The 12,189-nt window shown below is 29.6% G+C and carries 13 protein-coding genes; 12 read left to right on the forward strand and 1 reads right to left on the reverse strand.

All coding sequences use genetic code 11. The features are described from left to right. The first annotated feature begins 26 nt into the window (after nucleotides 1-26). Together GM3708_RS04545 and GM3708_RS04550 are read left to right on the forward strand one after the other, a co-directional pair. The gene (locus GM3708_RS04545; protein ID WP_066344475.1) at nucleotides 27-206 is read left to right on the forward strand and encodes a hypothetical protein; all 180 of its coding nucleotides are present in this window, start codon (nucleotides 27-29) and stop codon (nucleotides 204-206) included. Beyond that, nucleotides 203-2,266 (forward strand): AAA family ATPase, encoded by a 2,064-nt coding sequence (locus tag GM3708_RS04550; protein WP_066344476.1) that lies wholly within the window; start codon nucleotides 203-205, stop codon nucleotides 2,264-2,266. The genes GM3708_RS04545 and GM3708_RS04550 overlap by 4 nt, the downstream gene beginning before the upstream one ends. A gap of 2 nt (nucleotides 2,267-2,268) precedes the next feature. On the opposite strand, the gene GM3708_RS04555 is transcribed toward GM3708_RS04550, so the two are convergent. Continuing rightward, on the reverse strand, nucleotides 2,269-3,042 hold the full coding sequence (locus GM3708_RS04555; protein ID WP_066344477.1) for a class I SAM-dependent methyltransferase: 774 nt from the start codon (nucleotides 3,040-3,042) through the stop codon (nucleotides 2,269-2,271). A gap of 82 nt (nucleotides 3,043-3,124) precedes the next feature. On the opposite strand from GM3708_RS04555, the gene recJ reads away from it, so the two are divergent. From recJ to GM3708_RS04605, 10 genes are all read left to right on the forward strand, one after another. Next, complete coding sequence (recJ, locus tag GM3708_RS04560; protein ID WP_066344478.1) at nucleotides 3,125-4,864, forward strand: single-stranded-DNA-specific exonuclease RecJ; 1,740 nt, start codon at nucleotides 3,125-3,127, stop codon at nucleotides 4,862-4,864. A 123-nt stretch (nucleotides 4,865-4,987) separates the two neighbouring features. Beyond that, complete coding sequence (locus tag GM3708_RS04565; RefSeq protein WP_066344479.1) at nucleotides 4,988-5,740, forward strand: response regulator transcription factor; 753 nt, start codon at nucleotides 4,988-4,990, stop codon at nucleotides 5,738-5,740. A gap of 81 nt (nucleotides 5,741-5,821) precedes the next feature. Beyond that, nucleotides 5,822-7,090: a cell wall metabolism sensor histidine kinase WalK gene (locus tag GM3708_RS04570; RefSeq protein ID WP_066344481.1), complete on the forward strand. Its 1,269-nt coding sequence runs from the start codon at nucleotides 5,822-5,824 to the stop codon at nucleotides 7,088-7,090. A gap of 499 nt (nucleotides 7,091-7,589) precedes the next feature. Beyond that, nucleotides 7,590-8,426 (forward strand): pentapeptide repeat-containing protein, encoded by an 837-nt coding sequence (locus GM3708_RS04575; RefSeq protein ID WP_066344482.1) that lies wholly within the window; start codon nucleotides 7,590-7,592, stop codon nucleotides 8,424-8,426. A gap of 264 nt (nucleotides 8,427-8,690) precedes the next feature. Beyond that, a complete protein-coding gene (locus tag GM3708_RS04580) occupies nucleotides 8,691-9,407 on the forward strand; it encodes a V4R domain-containing protein (RefSeq protein ID WP_066344483.1) in 717 nt (238 codons plus the stop codon). Further along, nucleotides 9,404-9,829, forward strand: a complete 426-nt coding sequence (locus GM3708_RS04585; RefSeq protein WP_066344487.1) for a hypothetical protein — start codon at nucleotides 9,404-9,406, stop codon at nucleotides 9,827-9,829. Before GM3708_RS04580 ends, GM3708_RS04585 begins: the two co-directional genes overlap by 4 nt. Nucleotides 9,830-9,838: 9 nt before the next feature. Further along, nucleotides 9,839-10,315, forward strand: a complete 477-nt coding sequence (locus GM3708_RS04590) for a phycobilisome protein (RefSeq protein WP_066344493.1) — start codon at nucleotides 9,839-9,841, stop codon at nucleotides 10,313-10,315. 37 nt (nucleotides 10,316-10,352) lie between these two features. After that, nucleotides 10,353-11,027: a V4R domain-containing protein gene (locus GM3708_RS04595; RefSeq protein ID WP_066344494.1), complete on the forward strand. Its 675-nt coding sequence runs from the start codon at nucleotides 10,353-10,355 to the stop codon at nucleotides 11,025-11,027. 167 nt (nucleotides 11,028-11,194) lie between these two features. Continuing rightward, nucleotides 11,195-11,680 carry a 2Fe-2S iron-sulfur cluster-binding protein gene (locus GM3708_RS04600; protein ID WP_066344495.1) on the forward strand — a complete coding sequence of 162 codons (486 nt, stop codon included), beginning with the start codon at nucleotides 11,195-11,197 and terminating at the stop codon, nucleotides 11,678-11,680. A 36-nt stretch (nucleotides 11,681-11,716) separates the two neighbouring features. Next, the gene (locus GM3708_RS04605) at nucleotides 11,717-12,169 is read left to right on the forward strand and encodes a hypothetical protein (protein WP_066344497.1); all 453 of its coding nucleotides are present in this window, start codon (nucleotides 11,717-11,719) and stop codon (nucleotides 12,167-12,169) included. Nucleotides 12,170-12,189 lie beyond the last annotated feature (20 nt).

Consider the following 12,189-nt stretch of genomic DNA (forward strand, 5'->3'; position numbering starts at 1 on the left):
ATCACTAATTATTGAGAATAAATACTATGATTAATCATAATTATTATAATTTAGATAAAATTACTGAACCTATCGCTCAAGCTAAACCTCAAATAAAAGCCATCGTAGAAGAAGTGTTACAATTAGAAAAAGATCGATTATCTCAAAAAAATATCCGCTATATTAATGATGATGTGTTGAAAATAATTAAGCAATATATTCAATGAAAATTATTAGTTTACAATTATTGAATTTTCGCCAATTTTACGGTAAAACTCCAGTTATTTACTTTGCTCATGGTGAAAAAAATACCACGATTATTCATGGTAATAATGGAGCAGGAAAAACCACTATATTAAATGCTTTTACTTGGGTATTTTATGAGAAATTTTCTGCCGCTTTTGCTTCTCCTGATTTATTAGTAAATAAAAAGGCAATTAATGAAGTAGAATTCGGTACTGCGATAGAATGTTTTGTAGAAATAATTTTTGATCATGATTATAAAACTTATCAGTTAAAAAGAAAGTGTTTTGCTCATCGAAATAAAGAAAATAAAATTGTCATTAATCAACCACAATTATTCATGATGATAGCTGGAGATGATGGAAAATGGCAACATCCCTTAGAACAACCAATGGATATAATTGAAAGAATTTTACCTAAAAGTTTACATCAATATTTTTTCTTTGATGGTGAACATATTGATCATCTTTTTCGCATAGAAGAAAGACATAAAATTGCTGAAGATACAAAGGAATTAATAGGGGTAAAAGTTTTAGAAAGGGCAGTCAGTCACTTAAAAAATGCTCAAAAAATCTTAAAAGATGAGTTAAATTCTATAGGCGATATAACAATTACAACGTTGATTAAACAACAAAAAGATCAAGAAATTTTCAAAATAAAATTAGAAAAAGATAATAACTTACTTATCACTAGATTAGAACAATTACTTTTAGATAAGCAAAGTATTTCTGCACAAATGTTAGCTATGGGTGGTATTGAAAATTTACAAGTCTTAAAGCAAAAATTATTAACCGATGAAAAAGAAGTTAGAAAGAATTTAATTAACACTCAACAAGCTATAAAAAAAGAAATTTCTACCAGAGGTTATTTAACTTTTTTATCTTCAACCATAGCGGAATTTAATCTGATTATTAAAGACTTAAGACATAAAGGAGAATTACCTAGTGGCATTAAGAAGCAATTTATAGAACAATTATTACATGAAAAAAAATGTATTTGTGGAACAGAATTATATCCTGAAACAAAGCCTTATTCACAAGTAAAAAATTGGATTAATCTTGCGGGAAGTACTGAGATAGAAGAAGCTGTTATTAGATTAGAAACTCAAGTCAATAATATTGAGTCTTTAAAAAATAATTTTTGGATAGAAATAAATAAATATCAAGAAAATATTAATAATTGGCGAATTCAGTTAAGCACTATTGAAGAAGAATTAGATAAAATAAATGAACAATTAAGACAATACCCTGATCATAATATTCAAGAAAAACAAAGACAATTAGATAATATTGAACAGCATATTCGCGAAATTACTTTAAATCAAGGAGAAAATAATTTACAATTAGAAAATATTAAAGAAGAGTTAATAAATTTAGAAAAACAGTTAAAAAAACAAGAAGTAAAACAAGAAAAACATTCTCTAATTATTAGAAGAATTCAAGGGGCAGATGATTCTATAAAATGTATTCTTGAAGTGCAAAAAAGACTGGAAAATCAATTTAGATTAGCCTTAGAAAAAAAAGTTCAAGAAATTTTTAACTCGATCTCTTTTACCCCTTATCAACCTCATTTAAATGAAAATTATGAGTTAAATTTAATTGAAAATACATCAGGAATTGATTTGGCAGTGGCGGCATCAACAGGAGAAAATCAAATCTTAAGTTTATCTTTTATCGGTGCTATTATTGATATGGTAAGAGAATGGTCAAAACAAAGTAATTTAGTCGGCTTAGATTCTAGTAAATTTCCCATAATTATGGATTCACCCTTCGGCAGTTTAGATGAAATTTATCGCCGTCAAGTGGGTAAATCTATCCCTAAATTAGCTAATCAATTAGTAGTTTTAGTCACAAAAACTCAATGGCGAAATGAAGTGGAAACGGAGATGAATCCTTATATCAATAAACAATATATTTTAGTATATCGATCGCCAAAAGAAGATTGTCAAGAAGATTTTATTATTCTTAATGGTGAAGAATATCCGTTGGTTAAAAAAAGCGATAATCAGTTTGAATATACAGAAATTATAGAAGTTAATATTTAAGTTTAAGAGGGTAAATTTTCAAATTTAAGGAAAGTATCATAAAGATATTGTAAGAATTTTAGATTCCGAAATTTACTAGAAAAATTATGCCAATTATTATTACTATTTTTACTTTTATCCCAACTAAAAACTTGAATACCATTCCAAAAAGTTGAATAACAATTTTGGGGAGTAGGAAAATCTAATATTAATTCACAATGAGGCTGTAAGGCTAAAAAATCGAAATTTGCTTGTTGGGCTGAAATAAAGTTACTATCATCAACTACAATTAACGCCTTATCTGCCAAAAAAGGTATTACCATTAATAATCCCATTAATTGTGAGCGATAATCGTGGGCACCATCATAAAAATAAACGCCAATTTTTTCCTCTATTTGATATTCTCTAAAGTCAAAAAAGAATTCTTCAAAGTCTTGATTACAGAAATTTACTTGTTCTTCTAAGTTAAAATAAGATAAATTATTCTCTAATTGATTCATATTTTTACCTTCAAAATCAAATTCTGAAAAGTCATCCACTGCATAGGCAGTTTTGTCATGATTATTTATTAAAGCACCAATTAAAGTTGAACCTTTGTATGTACCAATTTCGCAGTAAATTTCATCTTTTTCCATACATTCAACTGCCCAATTTAATAACTGTAAAATATTAGTAGTTGTCATGCCATCAATATGATTTAATATCGAACTAAAAATAGAGTCTTTTGGAGTAATTAAATCAGTGCTATAATTATGATATTTGTTAGATAACTCTTGAATAAATTTTTGATAATCCATAATTGTTAAATTAATCTTTTTTTCTCGTTATAATTTTAAGTTGACCTTTAAAATACCAGAAACTTTAATAATAATATCAGTTATGACGACAGAATATAATTTGCCTCGTCAACGTTGGAAATTTTATCCTCAAAATCCCAGTTTAGTTAATAATTTAATCTCTTATTTAGGTTTATCTCCTATCATTACCCAAGTGATTTTAAATCGTGGTATCGTTGATATAAAAGAAGCTCAAGGTTATGTTAATCCTGAAATTATTGATTTGCCTTCTCCTTTAACAGAATTTCTTGATTTAGATAAAAGTATTGAAATATTAAAAAACGCCATCGCTTCTAGGCAAAAAATAGCAATATGTGGTGACTATGACGCTGATGGTATGACTAGTACGGCTTTATTGTTGAGAGGTTTAAGACATTTAGGGGCACAGGTGGATTATGCTATTCCCAGTCGCATGACAGATGGTTATGGTATTAATCGTCGTATTGTGGAAGAATTCAAGCAAGAAGGGGTAAGCCTGATTTTAACTGTAGATAATGGTATTTCTGCTTATGATGCGATCGCAAGGGCTAAAGAGTTAGACTTAAAAGTAATTATCACGGATCATCATGATTTACCACCAAAGTTGCCCCCTGCTGATGCCATTTTAAATCCAAAATTATTGCCTGAAGATTCTCCTTATCGTAGTTTAGCAGGAGTTGGAGTTGCTTATATTTTGGCGGTGACTTTAGCACAAAATTTGAATCAATTACAAGGTTTAACAAAGCCATTATTAGAATTATACACCGTTGGGACGATCGCCGATCTTGCACCCTTAACAGGAGTAAATCGCCGTTGGTTAAAAAGAGGTTTAAAATTATTGTCAAATTCTGATATTTTGGGAATAAGATCATTGATTAAATTAGCAGAAGTTGATGGACAAAAAAAACTTTTAAATTCTGATGATATAGGCTTTAAAATTGGTCCGAGAATTAACGCTATTGGGCGAATAGATGATCCTCAAATTGTCATTGAATTATTGACGACAGAAGATGAAGAAATTGCTATAACTAGAGCAATGCAATGTAATTTAAGTAATCAAACTCGTCAAAATTTATGTAAACAAATTGAACAAGAAGCTATTAAAATTATTGAAGAAACTCCTTTAAATTGGCAAGAAGATCGAGTTTTATTAATCATTCATGAAAATTGGCATCATGGCGTAATTGGAATCGTTGCTTCTCGTTTATTAGAAAGATATGGTGTACCTGTTTTTATCGGCACTTACGACGAAGAAAAAACAGATATAATAAGAGGCTCGGCTAGAGGAATTGAAGAATATAATGTTTTTTTAGCTTTACAATATTGCGATGATTTACTAGATAAATATGGAGGGCATAAAGCCGCAGGAGGATTTAGTTTTTCTCGTCAAAATTTATCATTAATTCATGAGCGTTTAAAAGATTTTTCTCATAAGTGTTTAATTCCAGAATATTTGAAGCCTTTAATAAAAATAGATGCACAAATAAACTTTTCACAAATAAACTTTAAATTACTAAAAGAAATAGACAGTTTATACCCTTGGGGAATTGAAAATAAAGCCCCAACTTTTTGTACATCTAAAGTAAAAGTTATTAGCCAAAAGTTGACAAAAACAGGAGAACATTTACAATTAACTCTAATAGATCAAGCCCAACAATTAAAAGGAATAGCATGGGGTTGGCATCATTATTATCCTTTACCGCCAGTAGTTGATATAGCCTATCGACTCAAAGAAAATGAGTGGAATGGAGACAAATCAATTCAACTAGAAATTATTGGTGCAAGAGAATCGGATAAAGTATAAACTATTTGTTTTCAATAGTAAGTCGATTTTTGATTCTTTATTTTTAATTCTTAATTCTTCTATTGTTCATTTTTGATATTTCTGGTATATATGTTAATAGAGAACAAAATGTAGAGAATTTTTATGTTGTCTCTGGAATTACCCAGTACTGCCGTCCGTGAAAAAATACAATTATCAAGTCGTATTTTATTGATTGAAGATGAAGAATTGATCAGGAATATAATTGCTTTAAACCTTGAAGAAGAGGGATATGAAGTAATTAAAGCCTGTAACGGTAGGGAAGCCCTAAATATCCTTGAACGTCAACATTTGCAAAGTTCAGGAGATAATATTGATATGGTTATCTTAGATTTAATGTTACCTGAAGTTAATGGATTAGATGTTTGTCGCTTACTTCGTCATCGTGGTAATATGATTCCTATTTTAATATTAAGTGCTAAAGCCGCTGAAACAGACCGAGTTTTGGGTTTAGAAGTTGGGGCTGATGATTATTTGACTAAACCTTTTAGTATGAAAGAATTAGTCGCTCGTTGTCGTGCCTTATTACGTCGAAATTCAGTAAATACGACATCATCTACTTCCATTCGCCAATTTAAAGATATAACCATGCTTTCTAATGAATGTAGAGTTATGGTAAGACAAGAAGAAGTTAACCTTTCTCCAAAAGAATATCGTTTATTAGAGTTATTTATGACTTATCCTAAAAGGGTATGGGATAGAGAACAACTAATAGAAAATATTTGGGGGGCAGATTTTTTAGGGGATACAAAAACCGTAGATGTACATATTCGTTGGTTAAGAGAAAAATTAGAGAAAGACCCAAGTAATCCTGAGTACTTAATAACTGTTCGTGGATTTGGTTATAGATTTGGCTGATAAATTGATAATTAATAGTTGATATAGCGTTTTTCATTATTAATTATTAATTATTAATTATTAATTATTGATTGTTAATGAATGTTTTATTTTTTATGTGGTTTAACCCTTGGCTTAATTATTTATTTTTGGAAGAAATATCAAATTGATACCGAATTAACAGATATTTTACACTCCCTATCACAATTTGAATTCGTCCATTCTCTTTCAAAAATAGCCCAAGTTAGGCGAAATGTTAACTTACTCAATAATCATTTTTATTATACTCAATTAGAATTAGATCTTCATCGTCATTTAATCAATAAAATTCCTCTAGGTTACTTAAGAATAAATGAAGAAAATTGTTTAATAGAATGTAATGAACAAGCAAAAACTTTGTTAAATATTCAGCGTTGGAATTCTGAAATATTAAGATTATTTTTGGAATTAGTGCGTTCTTATGAACTAGATCAATTAATTCAACAAACTCGAAAAACGCAACAAAATTTAATCATTGAATGGGAATTTTTTCCTACTACTAACTATGTTTTAGAAAATGAATCTAATCTCGAAATAGAAAGCTATAAATCTCTTTTTCTTAAAGCTTATAGTTATCCTTTACCAGCAGAACACGTTAGTATTTTTATCGAAAATAAACAAATAATTAAAGAGTTATCAGCAAGACGAGATGAGGCTTATTCTGATTTAAGTCATGAATTACGAACACCCTTAACATCTCTTTCGTTATTAACAGAAACCTTACTCAAATATAGCGATGAGAAAAGTAAAATTTGGGTACAGCAAATGTATCAAGAAATTAACCGTTTAATTAATTTAGTTCAAAATTGGCTAGAAATTTCGAGCTTAGAAAAAAATCCTTATCAAACCCTAAAAATTCAACATTTAGACTTAAAACAATTAATATTATCTGCATGGGAATCATTAAAAATATTAGCAGATAAAGAACAAATATCATTAGAATATCAAGGAGAAGAAAAATTAATTATTGAAGCAGATCTTAACCGTTTAACTCAAGTTTTTGTTAACTTATTTGATAATAGTATTAAACATAGTTCTTTTGGTGGTTTAATTACTGTTAAAATTGATATTAAAAGTTATGATGAAAATCATCAATTTTTAGAAATTAACTTAATTGATTCAGGGACAGGTTTTAATACGGCTGATTTACCTTATATTTTTGAGCGACTCTATAGAGGAGATAAATCAAGAGCAAGAAATTCAACAGGCGGTACTGGCTTAGGATTAAGTATTGTTAAACAAATTATTGAAGCACATCAAGGTTCAATAATAGCTAATAATCATCCTCAAACTAAAGGTGCATGGTTTAAAATTATTTTTCCTTTTAAATAAAGGGTTGAAAAAATACTTAATTAACAAAAAAGTCTCAGATTTTGGCTAATTTTATTCCAAAAAACTAACATTTTCAATCCCATTCTATACAATTAAGTATTTTTTATATTTAATTATAATATTGACATCGACATCTTTATCTATAAGTATTTCTCTTAACCTCTATCTACTACCCTCACAAAAACACTTTTTCAACAACCTCTAATTATTGATAAATTATTGTTGTATAAGATTTTTTTTCAAAAAATAAAATAAATTATTTAAAAATTATTCATGAGTACAAATACTTTATATACGTATAAATACTGAATTTTATGATTAACTTTAAATAAATCCATGAATAAAACTTTAACTAAGTTTTGTAAAAAATAAGACATTTAAAAAATAAATCTAGTTATAATTTAAGAAAAAGCAATATAAATTAACAAGATAAAATTTTTCATCATAAAAAAATATCATCTTAAATTTAGACTTTAATCTTAACTGTAGAGGGGAAAAAATGATTAGAAATACTGCAACCATTGACATCCAAACTCAATATAATCAAGGAGAAAGAGATTTTCCAAAATTGCAATTAAGAAGAATAGATTTAAGAAATAATAAACTTAGAGGAATTAATTTAGCAGGATCAGATTTAAGTTATGCTGACTTAAGAGATGTTGATTTAACCAATGCTAATCTCAGTAATTGCTATTTGAATGAGGCTAATTTAAGTGGTGCTAATTTGAGTGGTGCGAACTTGAAAGGAGCATATTTAATTAAAGCATATTTAACTAGAGTATCTTTCAAAAAAGCTATCCTTAAAGAAACATATTTAACAGGTAGTTTTCTTACTAAAGCAGATTTAAGTCAAGCAGATTTATGTGGTGCATTTTTAAATGGAGCTCATCTTAATGGTGCTAATTTTAGAGAAGCAGTTTATGATAACAGCACTCGTTTTGATAAATCTTTCGAGCCTAATTCTTTGGGTATGAAAATTAGTTCCTCTTTTCAACAAACCGCTGCAAGAAAAGTTAGTATTGGTGATATAACTAGTAATTTTGAAAGCATCGCTAGCATAACAAGTCATTACTTAGGGGGTACAATTACCGCCAAAAATTTTGAAGATTCTCGCCCTGATGTAGAATGGTTACAACAATTTTGTATGGATAAAAAAGGGAAAATTTCTTTTACGGGCACAATGAGTAATCAAGCCACGATGATGCAATTAAAATGGTTTGAAAAATGGACAAATGCTTTTATCAAAAAATCTTCCATCATTATTCAAGACTTACCAAATATTATTGAAGAAAAACATCTCACTGTTGAGTATTTAATCAAAAATAATGTCGCTTAATTGTTAATAAAACTTATTTTTTTGTTTATTTCTTCATAATTTATATTTGTATTCTCATCTTTATCATTTACTATGATTAATAAATTTAAAAATAGGTATAAATGCTAATTATTAAGCGAAATTTCGCAATTGTATAGAAATGTTTAAAAAGAAGATTCAAAAATAAAAATTTAGTTAAAATAAGTGCAGAAGGTAAATTAATTTACGACTAATTTAATAATTGAAGAACCATTACATTATAAGTATAAGAGGATTGAAAATCAGATGACTTTTACACCTACAAAATCAAGTCGTACTGTAGAAACAATTTCCAAGAATCTATGGAAAAATAAATACCCTAAAAAACATGATCATTATACCTTAGAAGACTTTTTTCATTTTGACACTCAAAATGGGGACATTACTGATTGGAATGAATCTCGAAATGTTCTTGTAACTGAAGATTTTATCGTGGGATTAATCGAAGGTTTAGAAGAAGAAGTAGGTTCTGCTTCTAGTGTGGTTATGTATAATATCGGTAAAGCGTGGGGTATTAGAGACGCTGAATTTTTTGAACAATGGTTTCAAAAAGAATATGAGTATCCCAAAAATAGTAAAGATATGAATTTATTATATGTTCTTGAAGCGTGGTGGTGGCCTTTCACGACTCAAGGATGGGGCAACTGGGATGTTGATTTAAGTGAACAAAAAAATGGTTTTATGTTTGTTAATATCTTTGATTCCGCCGTTGCTCGTACTTTAGGAGATGTTGGTAAACCAGTATGTCATATTTATGCAGGTTTAATGGCTGGTTTTTTCAGTCGTTTTATCAACAAACAACTTAACTGCATTGAAATTCAGTGCTACTCTATGGGTGAAACCTATTGTAAATTTTTGTTAGGAAAACAAGATCGAATTGATGCCGCTACTTTCTGGCAAAATGAGGGTGCTGGTGCAAAAGATATTCAGAAAAAATTAGTGAATGGAGAATATCTCAAATGATACCCTTAACCTGTGTTACAGTCGAAAAATTTTTTCAGGAAGCTAATTGGCAAGGTTTTAAACTCATTCATGACAATAAAACTCCTTCAACGGAGAAGATACTAACCGAAGAGACAACCCCTATTGCTCATTTTGGTTTAACAGTGGAAAGTTTTTTCTCTTTACATAATTGGCAGGGTATTTTCAAAACTTATCAACATCAAACAGAAACTGTTGAAAAAGAAGAAGAATTATTGGTAACAAAACAACCATCTTACCCCCTGACGATGTCAGTAGGAGAATTTTTCCAGCGTATGGCTTGGCAAGGACAAAATTATAAAATGTACAAGAAAACTAATATCGCCTCCATGCCAAAGATGTCTGATGTTATCAATCTTAAACCTCAAGTATTGAATGTCAAAGATTTATCTGATTTACTTTAAGGAAAAATTATGTATCCAGAATTACAAGCATTAATTCACGAAGCCGAATTTCAGTATCTTAATCAAGAAAACTTAAATCAATTCTCTCAAGAAATCTCCACTCTTAAAAATAGAATTGCGGCTTATAAACTTCTGCGAGATGAAGAAATAAGTATTTTTCAAGAAATTGCCGATGATGTAGTTATTAAATTTCCCAAAGAAAATCCTAAGAAAATTGAAACTGCTATCCGTCATTGGTTATTAATTACAAGATATTCTGCCATGGCGATGATGTTAAATAACCACGAATTTCTCGAACATCGTTTATTAGAATGGTTGACAGATATAGTTCAAGCTCATCAATCTGAAGCTATTTTTTCGACTATTTATTCATTATTAATTGCTAAATTAACTGAGGTTTTTTCTAATGATGAATTAAATCATCTTCAGCCATTTTTAGCCCAAGCCAATGATTATTTAATGAATACTTCTGTTTTAGCTAATTAAAGCATCAAAAATCGATCAAAAATAAGAGGAAAAATCAATGATTTCCGTTGCGGATTTAGTTCAAGAAAAAGCCTTAAAAGGTAATTATTTTGCCCCTTCTGCCTATGTGCAAGGAGATTTTGAGTTAGGATTATTAGAAACAAGACTAGGCTCAAGATTAATCGCTTTACCTGAAGTTCTTTTACAAGGTATTTACGCTGGTTTAGAAGAAGAAATTGGTCAAGCGACAGGGATAGTTCTTTATAATTGTGGACGTTGGTGGGGCAAAAGTTTTTATCGCCGTTTTATCCAAGAAGTCAGCGAATATTATGAGATGCCATTAGCACAAATGGAGATGGCTCAATTTTTGAGTTGTTTAAAACAATGTTGGAAAACTCACGGTTGGGGGGTGATTAATTTTAATTTCGATTACTATTCTCAAGGTTTTATCGTGGCAAATACAGTTAACTCTCCTTTTGCCCAAGCCGCACCTCAAGGAAAAGGTTTTGCTTGTCAGCCAGAATCTGGAATTTTAACTTCTTTTTTCAGTCAATTGACGGGAGAAAATCTTGATTGTATTCAACTTAGTTGTGAATCGATGGGTGCGAAATCTAACTATTTTGTTATCGGCTTAGATGAAAGGGTGAAGTTAGCCAAAACTTTATCGGAGGAAGGTCATGATCATTCTACCATTCTTGATCGTTTATTAGAAAGTAATTCTGCTGATAACTAAAGATAACTTCAAGAAATATCTCAAAAATTAACTTTTAATTTACATACAAATAATAGTTAATAGCTAATTGTTAACTGTTAATTATTAATTGTTTAACTATCTTTAATTTTCACTAAAACATAAGCTAATCTTAAATTATACCCTTTATAAATTTAGATAAGAAGATAGTGGCAAAATCCATCAGACTAGATCCTTTAGGTACAGATACAGCAATTAAAACTAATGATAACCTCTTATCAGGATTATTGAAAAGTCAATTAAATGTCCTGCAGGAATGCGGTGGCAGAGGAATGTGTTCTACTTGTCATGTTTATATCAAAGAAGGCATGGAAAGTTTATCACCTCTGAATCGCAGAGAAAAAAGAACTTTAGAAGTAATTACCACTTGTAAACTTAATTCTCGTCTGGCTTGTCAAGCTAGGGTTATCGGTGAAGGAGTAGTAGTTGAATTGCCTTCAGGGATGTATTTAAGTCAGATTGATGACGTTGAATCCTTAATTGGTAGAAGAGCACAACAAAATATTCTTCATCCTATCTCTGGGAAGATTTTGGTAGAGGAAGGAAAGTTAATTACTCGCTCAATGATTAGTCAATTAGAGAATACAAAAGGAGAAGTTACCCAATATTTAGCCAATACCAGTGATGCAGTTTAACATCATTTTATTAATTTTTACTAGGAGTATTCAACAATGTTAAAACAATTTGCGGATTTAACCATCGAAGCTGATGGACGTTACGCTGAAGATTATGAGTTAAAATTTTTAGAGGATTATTTAGAATCTCAAGATTTAAGAATGAGTGCTTATATTAAAATTCGAGATAATGCTGATGCTATCGTAGAAGCGGTAAGAGTAGGTAAAAATAAGCGTAATCCTGAATTTAAAGATTATTATGCCACTTGTAAACGGGATTTTATCGATTTAATTCGTTATAGTGCGGCGGCGTTATTATTTGATGATTTAGAACGGTTACGTACTAATATGTTGTTATGGTTTCAAACCATTGCTAAATCTTGGACTTTTGAAGATGATAATAACGATACTTATGATGTATTGTTACAAGTAATTCCACAATTTTTAACCCCAGAAGAAGCTAAACTTGCTCTTCCGATTTTTGAGCTTAATTGTGCAGTTTTAGTTTAATTTTTTTATGTTCGGTATTT

The organism is Geminocystis sp. NIES-3708, from assembly GCF_001548095.1.
Taxonomy (GTDB): domain Bacteria; phylum Cyanobacteriota; class Cyanobacteriia; order Cyanobacteriales; family Cyanobacteriaceae; genus Geminocystis.